The sequence below is a fragment of the Streptomyces sp. UF-297 genome, from assembly GCF_058245575.1.
This window is the reverse complement of the sequence record NZ_JBSIBZ010000017.1, coordinates 73,188-89,474: the sequence shown is the minus strand read 5'-3', so window position 1 is coordinate 89,474 and position 16,287 is coordinate 73,188. Positions and strand designations below refer to the sequence as shown.

Here is a 16,287-nt window from a genome sequence, read left to right as displayed (position 1 = left end):
TCGAACGCCCTGAGTCTGGGAGAAGTCGTGAGCAACGAAAGCCTGGCCAACCTGCTGAAGGAGGAGCGGCGTTTCGCGCCGCCCGCCGATCTGGCCGCCGCCGCCAATGTCACGGCCGAGGCGTACGAACAGGCCAAAGCGGACCGGCTGGGTTTCTGGGCCGAGCAGGCCAAGCGGCTGACATGGGAGACCGCGCCCACCCAGACGCTGGACTGGTCGGGCGCGCCCTTCGCCAAGTGGTTCGCCGACGGCAAGCTCAACGTCGCCTACAACTGCGTGGACCGCCATGTGGAGAACGGCCTGGGCGACCGCGTGGCCATCCACTTCGAGGGCGAGCCGGGCGACACCCGCGCGATCACCTACGCCGAACTCCAGCGCGAGGTCTCCAAGGCCGCCAACGCCCTGGTGGAGCTGGGTGTCGCGGCCGGCGACCGGGTCGCGATCTACATGCCGATGATCCCCGAGACGGTCATCGCCATGCTGGCCTGCGCGCGCCTGGGCGCCCCGCACTCCGTGGTCTTCGGCGGCTTCTCCGCCGACGCGCTGGCGACCCGCATCAACGACGCGGACGCCCGCGTGGTCATCACCGCCGACGGCGGCTACCGCCGCGGCAAGCCCAGCGCGCTCAAGCCCGCCGTCGACGAGGCGCTCACCAAGCCCGGTACGGACAACGTCCGCAGCGTGCTGGTCGTCCGCCGTACGGGCCAGGACGGCATCGGCTGGACCGAGGGCCGCGACGTGTGGTGGCACGACATCGTCGGCCGCCAGTCCGACCGGCACACCCCCGAGGCCTTCGACGCCGAGCACCCGCTGTTCATCCTCTACACCTCCGGCACCACCGGAAAGCCCAAGGGCATCCTGCACACCACCGGCGGCTACCTCACCCAGGTCTCCTACACCCACCACGCCGTCTTCGACCTCAAGCCGGAGACCGACGTCTACTGGTGCACCGCCGACGTCGGCTGGGTCACCGGCCACTCGTACATCACCTACGGCCCGCTCTCCAACGGCGCGACCGAGGTCCTCTACGAGGGCACCCCCGACACCCCGCACCAGGGCCGCTGGTGGGAGATCGTGCAGAAGTACGGCGTCACCATCCTCTACACCGCGCCCACCGCGATCCGCGCCTGCATGAAGTGGGGCGACGACATCCCGGCCAAGTTCGACCTGTCCAGCCTGCGCGTGCTCGGCTCGGTGGGCGAGCCCATCAACCCCGAGGCCTGGATCTGGTACCGCAAGCACATCGGCGCCGACAAGGCCCCGATCGTGGACACCTGGTGGCAGACCGAGACCGGCGCCATGATGCTCAGCCCGCTGCCGGGCGTCACCGAGACCAAGCCCGGCTCGGCGCAGCTGCCGCTGCCCGGCATCGCCGCGACCGTCGTGGACGACGACGCCAACGAGGTGCCCGACGGCGCGGGCGGCTACCTGGTCCTGACCGAGCCGTGGCCGTCCATGCTGCGCACCATCTGGGGCGACGACCAGCGCTACCTGGACACCTACTGGTCGCGCTTCGAGGGCAAGTACTTCGCCGGGGACGGCGCCAAGAAGGACGAGGACGGCGACATCTGGCTGCTGGGCCGGGTGGACGACGTCATGCTCGTCTCCGGGCACAACATCTCCACCACCGAGGTCGAGTCCGCGCTGGTCTCGCACCCCAAGGTCGCCGAGGCCGCGGTCGTGGGGGCCGCCGACCCGCAGACCACCCAGGCCATCTGCGCCTTCGTCATCCTGCGCGGCGGCGCGGCCGAGGACGAAGGCCTGGTCGAGGAGCTGCGCGCGCACGTCGCCAAACAGCTGGGGCCGATCGCCAAGCCCAAGCGCATCATGCCGGTCGCCGAGCTGCCCAAGACCCGCTCCGGCAAGATCATGCGGCGGCTGCTGCGCGATGTCGCCGAGAACCGCGACCTCGGTGACGTCACCACGCTCACGGACTCCTCCGTCATGGACCTGATCCAGAAGAAGCTGCCGAGCGCGGGCAGCGAGGACTGACGGCCCGTACCTCAGCGCGCAGCACCGTCGAAGGGGCGTCCCGCTCGGGGCGCCCCTTCAGCGTTCCCCGAGCGGCTCTCCAGGCGATATGCCCGTAAGGTGAAGATCGCCCGCCTTCCCCTTGCGCACGCCAGGTAGGGTAAGAAGTGCGTCAACAACGCGCTAAGAATCTGGGGTGCGCCGGGAAGTCTGGTCGGCAACTGCAACAGCCGTATCCAGCTGCACAGCTGCCTGAGCCACCGGAGGTCCCGCGTGAGCGCGCCCAACAACCGACGTTCCATATTTCTCGGACGCATGTCGCTGCCCGAGCGGAACTTCATCGCGGACGCCCTGCGCACCGAGACCGTGGGCGGTGTCCTCCTCCTCGCCGCCGCCGTGGTCGCCCTCATCTGGGCCAACACCCTCGGCGACAGCTACGCCTCGGTCCGCGACTTCCACCTCGGGCCCGCCTCCCTGGGGCTGGACCTCTCCATCGGCCACTGGGCCGCCAACGGCCTGCTGACGGTGTTCTTCTTCGTCGCCGGCATCGAACTCAAGCGCGAGCTGGTGGCAGGCGAGCTGCGCGACCCCAAGAAGGCCGCGCTGCCGGTCGTCGCGGCGATCTGCGGCATGGCGATGCCCGCCCTGGTCTACGTCCTCGTCAACACCATCGGCGGCGGCTCGATGGACGGCTGGGCGGTCCCCACCGCCACCGACATCGCCTTCGCGCTCGCGGTCCTCGCCGTCATCGGCACCTCCCTGCCCTCCGCACTGCGTGCCTTCCTGCTGACCCTGGCCGTCGTCGACGACCTCTTCGCGATCCTGATCATCGCGGTCTTCTTCACCTCCCGGCTCAACTTCCTGGCGCTGGGCTTCGCCGTGGTGGGCCTGGTGGCCTTCTACCTGCTGCTGCGCAAGGGCGTCCGCGGCTGGTACATCTACGTCCCGCTCGGCCTGGTCATCTGGGCGCTGATGGAGAACAGCGGTGTGCACGCCACCATCGCCGGTGTCGCGATGGGCCTGATGCTGCGCTGCACCCGCCGCGACGGCGAGCAGCACTCCCCCGGCGAGCACATCGAGCACCTCGTACGCCCGCTGTCCGCCGGTCTCGCGGTGCCGCTGTTCGCCCTGTTCTCCGCGGGCGTCTCGATCTCCGACGGGGCAATCAAGGACGTCTTCACCCGGCCCGAGACCCTCGGTGTGGTCCTCGGCCTGGTCGTCGGCAAGGCCGTGGGCATCTTCGGCGGTACGGCCCTGACCGCGCGCTTCACCAAGGCGGAGCTGAACCCCGAGCTGAAGTGGCCGGACGTCTTCGCGGTCGCCTCACTGGCGGGCATCGGCTTCACCGTCTCCCTGCTCATCGGCGAGCTGGCCTTCCAGGGCGACGCGGTGCTCACCGACGAGGTCAAGGCGGCCGTGCTGATGGGCTCGCTGATCGCCGCGGTATTCGCCGGAATCCTGCTGAAGGTACGTAACGCCAAGTACAAGAAGCTGTGCGAGGACGAGGAGCGCGACGAGGACCAGGACGGCATCCCGGACATCTACGAGCTGGACAAGCCGGACTACCACCTGCGCATGGCCGCCATCCACGAGGCCAAGGCCGCCGAACACCGCCGCCTTGCCGAAGTGGCCTCCGACGCCCACGCCGGGGACGATGGTCCGGCATGATCTGAGAGGCTTTGCATCCGGGGTAGATGCACCGGGAGAAGACAAGAGGGAGTAGCGATGAGCGCAGCTGACGACGGCGCGGACCGCAGCCTCGGGCAGCTGGTGGCGCAGGCCACCACCGAGATGTCCGCGCTGGTGCACGACGAGATCGCACTGGCCAAGGCCGAACTGCGCAGCGACGTGAAGCGGATCGGGATCGGCGGCGCGGCCGGCATCGCGGCCGCGGTCGTCCTGCTCTTCTCCCTGCCGATGCTCAGCTTCGCGCTGGCCTACGGCATCCACGCCTGGAGCGGCTGGCACCTCTCGGTCTGCTTCGTGCTGTCCTTCGCCGCCAATGTGGTGGTCGCGGGCCTGCTCGGGCTGATCGCGCTGCTGGCCTTCAAGAAGGCCAAGCAGAGCAAGGGCCCGCAGAAGGCGGTGGCCTCCGCCAAGGAGACGGCCGCCGTACTGCAGAACGTCAAGCCGCACCCGCGGCCGGTGCCCGAGGACCACCCGGTCCTGGAGTCTGTGACACGCTCGTCCGTATGACGGCTCCCGACAGCGCTGCCTCAGTCGTACGGATCGGCATTCCCGGCGGGAAGAAGGTCACCCACCGGGATGTCGCCGCCAACGGGGCGCGCTTCCACATCGCCGAAATGGGCGAGGGCCCGCTGGTCCTGCTGCTGCACGGCTTCCCGCAGTTCTGGTGGACCTGGCGCCACCAGCTGCCGGCCCTGGCCGATGCGGGCTTCAGGGCGGTGGCGATGGACCTGCGGGGCGTGGGCGGCAGCGACCGTACGCCCCGCGGCTACGACCCGGCCAACCTCGCGCTGGACATCACCGGCGTCGTACGGTCCCTGGGCGAGCCGGACGCCGCCCTCGTCGGGCACGACCTGGGCGGCTATCTGGCGTGGACGGCGGCGGTCATGCGGCCCAAGCTGGTGCGGCGCCTGGCGGTGTCCTCCATGCCGCACCCGCGGCGCTGGCGCTCGGCGATGCTCGCCGACTTCAAGCAGAGCCGCCAGAACTCCTACGTCTGGAGCTTCCAGCGGCCCTGGCTGCCCGAGCGCCGGCTCGTCGCGGACGACGCGGCCCTGGTGGGGCGGCTGATCCGGGACTGGTCCGGGCCGCGGCTGCCCGAGGACGACGCGGTGGAGGTCTACCGGCGGGCGATGAGCATCCCCTCCACGGCGCACTGCTCCATAGAGCCCTACCGCTGGATGGTGCGGTCCCTGGCGCGCCCCGACGGCATCCAGTTCAACCGCCGCATGAAGTGGCCCGTACGGGTCCCCACGCTGCATCTGCACGGCTCCCTGGACCCCGTGATGCGCACCCGCAGCGCGGCGGGGTCCGGCGAGTACGTCGAGGCGCCCTACCGCTGGCGCCTCTTCGACGGCCTGGGCCACTTCCCGCACGAGGAGGACCCGGTGGCGTTCTCCACGGAGCTGATCAACTGGCTGCAGGACCCCGAGCCGGACCGGTAGCGGGCGGGTCGGGCGCGCTGTGACGCGGTGTCCGGTGACGCGGCGCCGACCGATCGCCGAACTCGTGCGAACGTTCGTCTGACGAACAGCCAATTGCCTGACGCATAGGCCAATTGTCGGGTCTCAGGGCGGTTACGGACCATGGGGCCCGGGCAGAGTCGTGGGTATGGGCTGGACGCACGACTACCGTGACGTGGCACGCAACCGCCGCAGCAGCGCCGCTGCAGTGGGCACTCAGGAGAAGGGGACCCCGGGCCTCGGGCCGGACGGGTCCTCTCCCCTCGCCCACCCGTTGGGCATTCCGCGCATCCTGCGCCGACGAGCGCGCTGGATGACCGCGCGGCTCCGCCATCCACGCGGCTGAGCCGCCGCCCCCCGTTCCACCGCCTCAGATCGCGCAGCCCTGGCTGTCGGCCTGCTGCTCGGCCATGCGCCCCTTCAGGACGTCCTGGCGGACCTCGTCGGCGGTCAGCGCGTACCCGGTGTTGTCGTCGTCGCGCGACTTGGCGAAGACGACTCCGTAGACCTCGCCCTGCGGGGTGAGCAGCGGGCCGCCGGAGTTGCCCTGACGCACGGTGGCATAGAGCGAGTAGACATCGCGGCGGACCGTGCCGCGGTGGTAGATGTCCGCGCCGTCGGCCTTGATACGGCCCCGGATACGGGCGGCGCGTACGTCATAGCCGCCGTTCTCCGGGAAGCCGGCGACGATGGCGCCGTTGCCGCGGGCGGCGTCGGACTCGGCGAAGCGCAGCGCGGGGGCCTTCAGCGCCGGTACGTCCAGGACCGCGATGTCGCGCTTCCAGTCGTACAGGACCACCTTGGCGTCATAGACGCGGCCCGTGCCGCCCACCTGGACGGTCGGCTCGCTGACGCCGCCGACCACATGGGCGTTGGTCATCACGCGCTGCGGCGAGAAGACGAAGCCGCTGCCCTCCACGATCTTGCTGCAGCTGGGGGCCTGGCCGACGACCTTGACGATGGACTGCCGGGCGCGCGCGGCGACCTGGCTGCCCGCCAGCTTGGGGTCGGGCGGGGCGACCGAGTGGATCGGCTCGTTGGAGAAGGGCGAGAAGACCTGCGGGAAGCCGTTCTGCGCGAGGACGGAGGTGAAGTCGGTGAACCAGGTGTTGGCCTGCTCGGGGAGCACCTCGGAGACGCCCAGCAGCACCTTGGAGTTGCGTACCTCCTTGCCGAGCGTGGGCAGGGACGTGCCGGCCAGCGCGGAGCCGATCAGCCAGGCCACCAGCAGCATCGCCACGACGTTGACCAGCGCCCCGCCCGTGGCGTCCAGCGCGCGCGCCGGGGACCAGGTGATGTACCGGCGCAGCTTGTTGCCCAGGTGGGTGGTCAGGGCCTGGCCCACCGAGGCACAGATGATCACGATGGCGACGCCCGCGATGGCCGCGTAGGTGTTCGGCTGGGCGTCGTCGGTGATCTCGTTCCAGATCACGGGCAGCACATAGACCGCGACCAGGCCGCCTCCCAGGAAGCCGATCACGGACAGGATGCCGACCACAAAGCCTTGGCGATAGCCGACGACGGCGAACCATACGGCGGCGGCCAACAGCACGATGTCCAGGACGTTCACGTCCGCCACCGTCTCACGCGTGCCAGTCGAGCGGGACCTGCTTGGTGCGGTCCCATGGCCGCTCCCAGCCCGCGAAATGCAGGATCCGGTCGATGACTCCGGCGGTGAAACCCCAGACCAGAGCGCCCTCGACGAGGAATGCCGGGCCGGTGTGGCCTCTGGGGTGACGGGCCGTCACACGGTGTGCGGGGTCCGTGAGATCCGCCACGGGAACCGTGAACACCCGGGCCGTCTCGGCCTGGTCGACCGCGCCCACGGGGCTCGGCTCGCGCCACCAGCCCAGCACCGGGGCCACCACGAAGCGGCTGACGGGGATGTACAGGCGCGGGAGCACGCCGAAGATCTGCACTCCGGCGGGGTCCAGGCCGGTCTCCTCCTGGGCCTCGCGCAGCGCGGCGCGCAGCGGGCCGTCGCCCTGCGGGTCGCCGTCCTGCGGGTCGAGGCCGCCTCCGGGGAAGGAGGGCTGGCCGGCGTGCGAGCGCAGGGTGCCGGCCCGCTCCATCAGCAGCAGCTCCGGTCCGCGCTCGCCCTCGCCGAACAGGACGAGCACGGCCGACTGGCGTCCCGCGCCGTCGGCGGGCGGCAGGAAGCGGCTGAACTGCTGCGGCTGGGCCGTGGCGGCCGTACGCGCGACCGGCTCCAGCCACTGGGGCAGACCGTCCGTGGTCACCGCCACCGCGCCGCGGGGCGGCCCGGGCCGGTCGTACGGGCGCTGCCGTCCCTGCTGGTCATGCCGGTCGTACGTTTCCCGTGCACTCGTCATACGCGCCCCCTCAGGCCCTTGCTTCGATGGTCGCTTGCCGCCGACGGTCAGCCGCTCACCCGGTCGTCCGGCCGCCCGGTCATCTGCCCGCCAGCGGGGCCGCGGGCTGTCCCGGGTAGTCGGCCGGGGGCTTCAGGCGCTGCCCCGGCTGGCCGCCCATTTCGTACTTCAGCAGCTTCCTCGCCTTCTCCGCGTCCGTCTCGCCCACTCCGTAGGAGGGGCACAGCTCGGCGATGGGGCAGGCGCCGCAGGCGGGCTTGCGGGAGTGGCAGACGCGGCGGCCGTGGAAGACGACGCGGTGGGAGAGCATCGTCCACTCGCTCTTGGGGAAGATCTCGGCGATCTCCGCCTCGACCTTCACCGGGTCCTCTTCGGTGGTCCAGCCGAAGCGGCGCACCAGGCGGCCGAAGTGGGTGTCGACGGTGATGCCGGGCACGCCGAACGCGTTGCCCAGCACGACATTGGCGGTCTTGCGGCCCACGCCGGGGAGCGTGACGAGGTCCTCCAGGCGGCCCGGCACCTCGCCGCCGAAGCGGTCGCGCAGCGCGGCGGACAGGCCCAGCAGCGACTTGGCCTTGGCGCGGAAGAAGCCGGTCGGGCGGATCAGCTCCTCCAGCGCCTCGGGGTCGGCCGCGGCCATGTCCTCGGGCGTCGGGTAGGCGGCGAAGAGGGCGGGGGTGGTCTGGTTGACCCGCAGGTCGGTGGTCTGCGCGGACAGGACGGTGGCGACCAGCAGCTCGAAGGAGTTGGAGAAGTCCAGCTCGGGGTGGGCGTAGGGGTAGACCTCGGCCAGCTCGCGGTTGATCCGCCGGGCGCGCCGGACCATGGCCGTGCGCGACTCCGGCTTGCGCGCGGGGACCGGCGCAGGGGCCACGGCCTTCTTCGCCGCCGTCCGCTTCGCCGTGGCCGTCTTCGCCGTGGCCTTCTTGGCCGCCGCTTTCTTCGCCGCGGCCGGCTTCGCCGTCTTTATCGTGGACGTCTTGGGCGCGGCCTTGCCCGCCGCTGTCTTCTTGACCGCCTTCTTGGCGGCTTTTGCCGCCTTTACGGCCTTCGCAGGCGACTGTTCGCCCACAGCGGAATCACGGCCCGCGTTCACTCGTCCAGCCCCCTCATCCCGTGCTCTCACCGGCGTATTGGACACTCGGCCAGAGTACGGCCCCCCGCTGACATCCGACCCGATCACCAGGAATCGCGACCCCAATCGGCCCCCCGCCGTATGACCTGCGCCACCCGTCCGGCAAACTTGTGACTGATCACACCGTTTTGCATTCCGGCATGATGGGGACCTAGGTCCCCCGGAGCATGTCGACAAGGAGAGATCTCGTGGACGACGTTCTGCGGCGCGCACCGCTCTTCGCGGCGCTCGATGACGAGCAGGCGGCCGAGCTGCGCGCCTCGATGGGAGAGGTCACGCTCGCCCGCGGCGACGCCCTGTTCCACGAAGGGGACCCCGGCGACCGCCTGTACGTGGTCACCGAGGGCAAAGTGAAGCTGCACCGCACCTCACCCGACGGCCGCGAGAACATGCTGGCCGTCCTCGGCCCCGGCGAGCTGATCGGCGAGCTCTCCCTGTTCGACCCGGGCCCGCGTACCGCCACCGCCACCGCGCTGACCGAGGTCAAGCTGCTGGGCCTGGGCCACGGCGACCTCCAGCCCTGGCTCAACGCCCGCCCCGAGGTGGCCACGGCCCTGCTGCGCGCGGTCGCCCGCCGCCTGCGCAAGACCAACGACCAGATGTCCGACCTGGTCTTCTCCGACGTGCCGGGCCGGGTCGCCCGCGCGCTCCTGGACCTCTCGCGCCGCTTCGGCGTGCAGTCCGAGGAGGGCATCCACGTCGTCCACGACCTCACCCAGGAAGAGCTGGCCCAGCTCGTCGGCGCCTCCCGCGAGACGGTCAACAAGGCCCTCGCCGACTTCGCGGGCCGCGGCTGGCTCCGCCTGGAGGCCCGCGCGGTGATCCTCCTGGACGTCGAACGCCTGGCCAAGCGCTCGCGCTGACCCGCGCCCACAGCGACGAAGGGCCCCGCTCTTGGTGGAGCGGGGCCCTTTCGTGTGATCCCGCTCGCCGAGGGCGGGACCACGCCGCTGCCACGGACCGCGGTCAGCCCGCCGGGTGCTGCTGCGTGGCGCAGTGGATGCCCCCGCCGCCCTCCGCGATCGCATCGATCGCGACCTGGCGGATGTCGCGGCCGGGGTAGAGGTCGCGCAGGGTGGACGCGGCCCGTTCGTCGGCCCGGCGGTCGCCGAAACGGGGCAGGACGACCGCGCCGTTGGCGACGTAGTAGTTGACGTACGAGCCGAGGAAGTCCTCGCCGCGGTTTCCCGCATCGGCCGGTTCGGGGAGGTCGACGATCTCCAGGCGGCGGCCCCGGGCGTCGGTCGCCTGCTCCAGTACGCCGCGGGCCTGCGCGTACACCCGCGTCCAGACGTCCTTGGGGGCGCCCTGCGGCGGGCGGCTCATGACCACGGCGCCGGGCTGTGCGGTGAAGCGGGCGAGCGCGTCGATGTGGCAGTCGGTGATGTCCTGGCCGCGTACGCCCTCGACCCAGATCACCGTGGTCACGCCCAGTGCCGCGCACAGCGCCCGCTCGATGTCCTCGCGCCTGCGGCCGGGGTTGCGGTTGTCGTTGACCAGCGAACTCTCGGTCACGAGAAGCGTCCCGTCCCCGTCGCCCTCCAGCGATCCCCCCTCGGCGACCAGCCCCGCCCCGATCCTGGGCACCCCCTCGTACGCGAGGAGTCCGCGAGCCGCCTCGCCGTCCCTGGGGTGCGTCTGTTTCCCGCCCCACCCGTTGAACCCGAGATCCACCCCGGCCACGCCATCAGCGGTACGGACGAAAACCGGACCGAAATCCCGTACCCACAGATCGTCCACCGGCACCGGCACCACCTCGACACCGGAACCGCACGCCTTACGGGCCCGGCCCTCGTCCTGGGGCCCGGCGAGCAGATGCACCGGCTCGTACTCCGCGATGGTGCGGGCGAGTTGGGCGATGTCGTCCTGGACGTCCCGGATGGCATCGCCCCATACGGGCCCGGCGGGCGGCCACGCCAGGTAGGTCCGCAGGTGCGGCAGCGATTCGGCGGGCAACTGCCCGGACGGGACGATGCCTGAGCTGGTCTCGGGGGTGCTCATCACAGGGCTCTCCTTCTTCCGGCTGCCTCGCCTCCACCCTGCACGCGCTCCCCCGGTGACGGCCCGGTGCACGCCGGGCCGGGGCCCGCCGGATCAGATCAGGCCGTGTTCCTGGAGGTAGTCGAGCTGGGCGCGTACGGAGAGTTCGGCGGCGGGCCGGACCGAGGGGTCCACGTCGGCGTAGACGGCGGCCACGACCTCCGAAGGGGTGCGGTGGCCTGCTTCGACGGCCGTTTCGACCTGGGCGAGGCGGTGGGCGCGGTGGGCGAGGTAGAACTCCACGGCCCCCTGGGCGTCGTTGAGGACCGGGCCGTGGGCCGGGAGGAAGGTGGTGACGCCCTCGTCGACGGTGAGGGAGCGCAGGCGGCGCAGGGAGTCGAGGTAGTCGCCGAGGCGGCCGTCGGGGTGGGCGACGACGGTGGTGCCGCGGCCGAGGAGGGTGTCGCCGGTCAGGACGGCGGCGTCGGCCGGGAGGTGGAAGCAGACCGAGTCGGCGGTGTGGCCGGGGGTGGGGATCACCCGCAGTTCCAGGCCGCCGGTGGTGATGACATCGCCCGCGCTCAGGCCCTCGTCGCCCAGGCGGAGCGCCGGGTCCAGGGCGCGTACCCGGGTCCCGGTCAGCTCGGCGAAGCGGGCGGCGCCGTCGGAGTGGTCGGGGTGCCCGTGGGTGAGCAGGGTCAGGGCGATGCGGCGGCCGGCGCGCTCGGCGGTGTCGACGACGGTCTGGAGGTGACTCTCGTCCAGGGGGCCGGGGTCGATGACGACGGCGAGGTCGGAGTCCGGTTCGGCGATGATCCAGGTGTTGGTGCCGTCCAGCGTCATCACGGACGGGTTGGGAGCCAGTACGCAGGTGGCGCGGTCGGTGGCGGGCCCGCCGATGGCGCCCTCGCGCGGCCGTCCGGGGAGAGCTGCTGCTGCGTTGGTCATGCGGTGGGCCCTTCGGGGGTGCGGGGCGGTGTGGCGGCGCCGGGGGCCTCGGGGGTGCCGGGGTGGGGCATGCCGGAGGAGGCGCGGCGCCGGGTGGCGTCGATGTGCTTGGTGAACTCGTCGTGGCCCGGCCAGCTCAGGACGATCTCGCCGTCCCTGACCTCGGCGCGCGCCAGTACGGGCGTCAGGTCACGGGCGCCGGCCGCGGCGAGGGCCTCGGCGGCGGTGGCGTACGGGGTGAGCGCGCGCAGCGTCGAGATCGTCGGCGGCATCATCAGCAGTTCGCCGCGGTCGTAGCCGGCGGCGGCGTCCTCGGGGCGGGTCCACACCGTACGGTCGGCCTCCGTGGAGACGTTGCGGGTGCGCTGTCCCTCGGGCAGGGCGGCGACGAAGAACCAGGTGTCGTAGCGGCGCGGCTCGAACTCGGGCGTGATCCAGCGGGCCCAGGCGCCCAGCAGGTCGGAGCGCAGGACCAGGCCGCGGCGGGCCAGGAACTGTGCGAAGGACAGCTCGTGGGCGACGAGTGCGGCGCGGTCCGCCTCCCAGTCCTCGCCGGTGGTGTCCTGCACGACCGAGTCCGGGGACGGCCCGGCGAGCAGGACGCCCGCCTCCTCGAAGGTCTCGCGGACCGCCGCGCAGACGATCGCCTGCGCCGCGTGCTCGCCGACGCCGAGGCGGCCGGCCCACCGGGCGCGCGAGGGCCCGGCCCAGGCGGCGGCGTCCAGGGGGGATTCGTCGCGCGGGTCGACGGCTCCGCCCGGATACGCGTACGCGCCCCCGGCGAAGGCCATGGAGGCGCGTCGGCGCAGCATGTGGACGAAGGGGCGGCCGGGGGCGCTCTCCCCTGCGGATGCGGCAGGACCGGCAGAAACAGCAGGCCCGGCGGCCGCGTCCCGCAGCAGCATGACGGTCGCGGCCCTGCGCGGGGTGGCGGGCGTCAGCTCGCCGTTGGTGAGCGCCCGGATGAGGTCCGGCCACTCCGGTGGATACCACTGGCCATTGGTCATCGACGGCATGGCCGGATGCTATGCGCTCGTCCGCGGATGCACGAGGCCCGGACCTGCCGCAATCCGCCCGGCGTGCGCCATCTCACGTCTGCCGCCGGTCCGTTGACCGCGGCTGCCCGCCGCCGCACGGCCGGCAGGCGTGGAGCGCGCGCTCCGCGGGCCCGTAGCGGCCGGTCGCGCCCAGGCGGCCAAGCCGCACAACGACACAGCCCCGTGCCCCTTACGGGCACGGGGAACTGCTGCCGCTCACTCAGCCAGCTCGACCTGGATCTCGACCTCGACCGGCGCGTCGATCGGCAGCACCGCGACGCCCACGGCGGAGCGCGCGTGCACGCCCTTGTCGCCGAGGATCTCGCCGAGCAGCTCGCTGGCGCCGTTCAGGACGCCGGGCTGGCCGGTGAAGTCCGGCGCGGAGGCGATGAAGCCGACGACCTTCACGACCCGGGCGATCTTGTCCAGGTCACCGATCACGGACTTCACCGCGGCGAGCGCGTTCAGCGCGCAGATGCCCGCGAGCTCCTTGGCCTGCTCGGGGCTGACCTCGGCGCCGACCTTGCCGGTGGCGGGCAGCGCGCCGTCCACCATCGGCAGCTGGCCGGAGGTGTAGACGTACGCGCCCGAGCGCACCGCGGGCTGGTAGACGGCCAGCGGCGGCACGACCTCGGGGAGCTTGAGCCCGAGCGAGGCGATCTTGTCCTCTACGGCGCTCACGCCTGCTTCTCCCGCTTCAGGTAGGCCACCAGCTGCTCGGGGTTGTTCGGGCCCGGCACGACCTGGACCAGCTCCCAGCCGTCCTCGCCCCAGGTGTCCAGAATCTGCTTGGTCGCGTGCACCAGCAGCGGCACGGTCACGTATTCCCACTTGGTCATGGGGCCGAGCGTAATGCCTCTCACCCGCCGTCGCGGACCGCTCCTGGCCGGTCCCGTGCGTAGCCCGTACGCGGACTGGTTAGGCTCCTTGGCGTGAGCAGGCTCCATGTCGTCAGCGGCAAGGGCGGCACCGGCAAGACCACGGTCGCCGCCGCCCTCGCCCTGGCCCTGGCCAAAGAGGGGCGCCGTACCCTCCTGGTCGAGGTCGAGGGCCGTCAGGGCATCGCCCAGGTCTTCGAGACCGAAGCGCTTCCTTACGAGGAGCGCAAGATCGCTGTGGCCCCAGGGCCCGACCCGGGAGCGGTGTACGCGCTGGCCATCGACGCCGAACGCGCCCTCCTGGACTACCTCCAGATGTTCTACAAGCTCGGCAGCGCGGGCCGGGCCCTGAAGAAGCTCGGCGCGATCGACTTCGCGACCACCATCGCGCCCGGCCTGCGGGACGTCCTCCTGACGGGCAAGGCGTGCGAGGCGGTGCGCCGCAAGGACAAGAGCGGGCGCTTCGTCTACGACGCGGTCGTGATGGACGCCCCGCCGACGGGCCGGATCACCCGCTTCCTCAACGTCAACGACGAGGTCGCCGGGCTGGCCAAGATCGGGCCCATCCACAATCAGGCGCAGGCCGTGATGCGGGTGCTCAAGTCCCCCGAGACCGCGGTGCACTTGGTGACGCTGCTGGAGGAGATGCCGGTCCAGGAGACCGTGGACGGCGTCGCCGAACTGCGTGCCGCGGGACTGCCCGTGGGCGGCGTCGTGATCAACATGATCCGTCCCGCCGTCCTGGACACCGTGGACGTGGACTTCGCCGCCAACGGGGCGCGGCCGCAGATCGCCGCGGCGCTCTCCGCGGCGGGGCTGGGCAGCGCCCGGCGCGGCGGCCCGGCCCAGCGGCTGATCGACCCGCTGCTGGAGCAGGCCCACGAACACGCCGAGCGGGTGGATCTGGAGCGCGCCCAGCACGCCGAGCTGGCCAAACTGGGCCTGCCCACCTACGAACTGGAGCTGCTCCCCGAGGGAGTGGACCTCGCCGGGCTGTACCGGCTGGCGAGGGACCTGAGGAAACAGGGGCCCATATGAGCTCGGACGACACGGCCACGGACACCGTCCCGGCGGCCGGGGCCGCGGCGCTGGACGCCGCCGCCCCGCTCCTGGAGGTCGACGCGCTCCTGGACGATCCGCGCACCCGCATCGTGGTGTGCTGCGGCTCGGGCGGCGTCGGCAAGACCACCACCGCCGCGGCCCTGGGCGTACGGGCCGCCGAGCGCGGCCGCAAGGTCGTCGTGCTGACCATCGACCCGGCGCGGCGCCTGGCGCAGTCCATGGGCATCGAGGAGCTGGACAACGTCCCGCGGCCGGTCAAGGGCATCGACACCGCGGCGGGCGGCGAATTGCACGCCATGATGCTGGACATGAAACGCACCTTCGACGAGATCGTCGAGGCGCACGCGGACCCGGAGCGGGCCCGCGCCATCCTGGAGAACCCCTTCTACCAGTCCCTGTCGGCCGGTTTCGCGGGCACGCAGGAGTACATGGCCATGGAGAAGCTCGGCCAGCTCCGCGCGCGCGACGACTGGGACCTGATCGTCGTGGACACCCCGCCCAGCCGCTCGGCGCTGGACTTCCTGGACGCGCCCAAGCGCCTGGGGTCCTTCCTGGACGGGAAGTTCATCCGGGTGCTGATGGCGCCGGCGAAGGTCGGCGGGCGGGCCGGGATGAAGTTCCTCAATGTCGGTATGTCGATGATGACGGGCACGCTCAGCAAGCTGATGGGCGGCCAACTGCTGCGGGACGTGCAGACGTTCGCGGCCGCGATGGACACCATGTTCGGCGGCTTCCGTACGCGCGCGGACGCGACCTACCGGCTCCTGCAGGCGCCCGGGACGGCCTTCCTGGTCGTGGCGGCGCCGGAGCGGGACGCGCTGCGCGAGGCGGCGTACTTCGTGGAGCGGCTGGCGGCCGAGCGGATGCCGCTGGCCGGGCTGGTGCTCAATCGCGTACACGGCAGCGGGGCGGCGCAGTTGAGCGCGCAGCGGGCGCTGGCCGCGGCGGAGACGCTGGCCGAGCGGGACTCGGAGGGCGAGGAGACTCCGGAGAACGGTTCCTCGGAGTCGGCCGCTTCGGAGTCGGCCGCTTCGGAGGCCGTCGCTTCGGAGGCCGGGACCTCGGAAACCGGCGCCACGGAGACCGGGTCCTCGGAAACCGGCGCCACGGAGACCGGGTCCGAAAATCTTGGCGAGAGCGGCATTGTGGATCTCGGCGACGGGAAGGCTGGATCTCGTACCGCCGACGGCCTCTCCCCCGCCGCCGCGGCGGAGCAATCGACAACATCCCGCTCTTCCCAGGAGCCTTCACAGCCGCTCCGGTCCCAGCTCCCGCCCCGGTCCGACCGGTCGGCGGAACGTCTCGCCGCCGGACTGCTGCGGCTGCACGCCGAGCGCATGCAGGTCATCGCGCGCGAGCGGCGCACCCGTGACCGCTTCACCACCCTGCACCCCGAGGTGCCGGTGGCCCAGATCGCCGCCCTGCCCGGTGACGTCCACGACGTGGCGGGGCTGCGGACGATCGGCGAACGCCTCGCGGTCCAGGCGGACCACAGCGGCGCCGAGGAGTAGGCCCGGGCGCGCGACGAAGGCGCGCACGAGAAACCGGCCGGGCTCGCAGGCATGCACCGAGATGCAGGCCGGCTCGGCGGTACGCGCCGAGAAGCAGGCCTCGGCACGGAGGCGCGGCGCGGAAGCACGAAGGCGCGCAAGCACGGAGAGCTGGGCCGGGCGCGCGGAGAGTCTGCCGCTCGCACCGTGGCACTGCCGCATCCCGGCTCCGTACGGGCCACGGTCCACGGGCACACGGGCAGGAGCCCGAGGCACAGGGGCCCAAGAAGCGGGCGGGCAAAGG

Annotated in this window: 15 protein-coding genes; 7 read left to right on the top strand and 8 right to left on the bottom strand. The window is 71.9% G+C overall.

The window, feature by feature from the left end; translation table 11 throughout:
* Positions 1-27: 27 nt before the first annotated feature.
* The 4 genes from acs (at position 28) to AC4IJH_RS13075 (ending at position 5,102) form a co-directional block, all read left to right on the top strand.
* Positions 28-1,992, top strand: coding sequence for an acetate--CoA ligase (acs, locus tag AC4IJH_RS13090; protein ID WP_490851808.1), 1,965 nt, complete (start codon positions 28-30; stop codon positions 1,990-1,992).
* A gap of 294 nt (positions 1,993-2,286) precedes the next feature.
* Positions 2,287-3,639 carry a Na+/H+ antiporter NhaA gene (gene nhaA, locus AC4IJH_RS13085; protein WP_490851807.1) on the top strand — a complete coding sequence of 451 codons (1,353 nt, stop codon included), beginning with the start codon at positions 2,287-2,289 and terminating at the stop codon, positions 3,637-3,639.
* Between the two features lie 57 nt (positions 3,640-3,696).
* A complete protein-coding gene (locus AC4IJH_RS13080) occupies positions 3,697-4,167 on the top strand; it encodes a phage holin family protein (protein WP_490851806.1) in 471 nt (156 codons plus the stop codon).
* Positions 4,164-5,102, top strand: coding sequence for an alpha/beta fold hydrolase (locus AC4IJH_RS13075; RefSeq protein ID WP_490851805.1), 939 nt, complete (start codon positions 4,164-4,166; stop codon positions 5,100-5,102). Before AC4IJH_RS13080 ends, AC4IJH_RS13075 begins: the two co-directional genes overlap by 4 nt.
* 388 nt (positions 5,103-5,490) lie before the next feature.
* Here the strand turns inward: AC4IJH_RS13075 and AC4IJH_RS13070 are convergent, their stop codons facing one another.
* The 3 genes from AC4IJH_RS13070 to nth all read right to left on the bottom strand — a co-directional run bounded on the left by AC4IJH_RS13070 (position 5,491) and on the right by nth (position 8,525).
* Complete coding sequence (locus AC4IJH_RS13070) at positions 5,491-6,690, bottom strand: MarP family serine protease (RefSeq protein ID WP_490851804.1); 1,200 nt, start codon at positions 6,688-6,690, stop codon at positions 5,491-5,493.
* A 13-nt stretch (positions 6,691-6,703) separates the two neighbouring features.
* A complete protein-coding gene (locus AC4IJH_RS13065; RefSeq protein ID WP_490851803.1) occupies positions 6,704-7,453 on the bottom strand; it encodes an NUDIX hydrolase in 750 nt (249 codons plus the stop codon).
* Between the two features lie 79 nt (positions 7,454-7,532).
* Positions 7,533-8,525: an endonuclease III gene (gene nth, locus AC4IJH_RS13060; protein ID WP_490851802.1), complete on the bottom strand. Its 993-nt coding sequence runs from the start codon at positions 8,523-8,525 to the stop codon at positions 7,533-7,535.
* A 251-nt stretch (positions 8,526-8,776) separates the two neighbouring features.
* Between nth and AC4IJH_RS13055 the strand changes: the two genes are divergently transcribed.
* Positions 8,777-9,451 (top strand): Crp/Fnr family transcriptional regulator, encoded by a 675-nt coding sequence (locus AC4IJH_RS13055; RefSeq protein ID WP_003981529.1) that lies wholly within the window; start codon positions 8,777-8,779, stop codon positions 9,449-9,451.
* A gap of 103 nt (positions 9,452-9,554) precedes the next feature.
* On the opposite strand, the gene AC4IJH_RS13050 is transcribed toward AC4IJH_RS13055, so the two are convergent.
* The 5 genes from AC4IJH_RS13050 to sp36 all read right to left on the bottom strand — a co-directional run bounded on the left by AC4IJH_RS13050 (position 9,555) and on the right by sp36 (position 13,392).
* On the bottom strand, positions 9,555-10,589 hold the full coding sequence (locus AC4IJH_RS13050; RefSeq protein WP_490851801.1) for an agmatine deiminase family protein: 1,035 nt from the start codon (positions 10,587-10,589) through the stop codon (positions 9,555-9,557).
* A 93-nt stretch (positions 10,590-10,682) separates the two neighbouring features.
* Entirely contained in the window at positions 10,683-11,516 is an 834-nt protein-coding gene (locus AC4IJH_RS13045) for an MBL fold metallo-hydrolase (RefSeq protein WP_490851800.1), read from the bottom strand.
* Complete coding sequence (locus tag AC4IJH_RS13040; protein ID WP_490851837.1) at positions 11,513-12,523, bottom strand: NUDIX hydrolase; 1,011 nt, start codon at positions 12,521-12,523, stop codon at positions 11,513-11,515. The genes AC4IJH_RS13045 and AC4IJH_RS13040 overlap by 4 nt, the downstream gene beginning before the upstream one ends.
* Before the next feature lie 246 nt (positions 12,524-12,769).
* Entirely contained in the window at positions 12,770-13,234 is a 465-nt protein-coding gene (locus tag AC4IJH_RS13035) for a RidA family protein (protein ID WP_490851799.1), read from the bottom strand.
* A complete protein-coding gene (gene sp36, locus AC4IJH_RS13030; protein WP_003981536.1) occupies positions 13,231-13,392 on the bottom strand; it encodes a Sp36 family protein in 162 nt (53 codons plus the stop codon). Before sp36 ends, AC4IJH_RS13035 begins: the two co-directional genes overlap by 4 nt.
* Before the next feature lie 93 nt (positions 13,393-13,485).
* Between sp36 and bagA the strand changes: the two genes are divergently transcribed.
* A complete protein-coding gene (bagA, locus tag AC4IJH_RS13025; protein ID WP_490851798.1) occupies positions 13,486-14,469 on the top strand; it encodes an ATPase BagA in 984 nt (327 codons plus the stop codon).
* Positions 14,466-16,004, top strand: coding sequence for an ATPase BagB (gene bagB / locus AC4IJH_RS13020; RefSeq protein ID WP_490851797.1), 1,539 nt, complete (start codon positions 14,466-14,468; stop codon positions 16,002-16,004). Before bagA ends, bagB begins: the two co-directional genes overlap by 4 nt.
* Positions 16,005-16,287 lie beyond the last annotated feature (283 nt).

Excerpts from the sequence above, each read along its gene's own strand:
- nhaA (WP_490851807.1), top strand. The coding sequence starts at position 2,287 with ATGTCGCTGCCCGAGCGGAACTTCATCGCGGACGCCCTGCGCACCGAG.
- AC4IJH_RS13080 (WP_490851806.1), top strand. The coding sequence starts at position 3,697 with ATGAGCGCAGCTGACGACGGCGCGGACCGCAGCCTCGGGCAGCTGGTG.
- AC4IJH_RS13075 (WP_490851805.1), top strand. The coding sequence starts at position 4,164 with ATGACGGCTCCCGACAGCGCTGCCTCAGTCGTACGGATCGGCATTCCC.
- AC4IJH_RS13065 (WP_490851803.1), bottom strand. The coding sequence starts at position 7,453 with ATGACGAGTGCACGGGAAACGTACGACCGGCATGACCAGCAGGGACGG.
- AC4IJH_RS13050 (WP_490851801.1), bottom strand. The coding sequence starts at position 10,589 with ATGAGCACCCCCGAGACCAGCTCAGGCATCGTCCCGTCCGGGCAGTTG.
- AC4IJH_RS13045 (WP_490851800.1), bottom strand. The coding sequence starts at position 11,516 with ATGACCAACGCAGCAGCAGCTCTCCCCGGACGGCCGCGCGAGGGCGCC.
- AC4IJH_RS13040 (WP_490851837.1), bottom strand. The coding sequence starts at position 12,523 with ATGACCAATGGCCAGTGGTATCCACCGGAGTGGCCGGACCTCATCCGG.
- sp36 (WP_003981536.1), bottom strand. The coding sequence starts at position 13,392 with ATGACCAAGTGGGAATACGTGACCGTGCCGCTGCTGGTGCACGCGACC.
- bagB (WP_490851797.1), top strand. The coding sequence starts at position 14,466 with ATGAGCTCGGACGACACGGCCACGGACACCGTCCCGGCGGCCGGGGCC.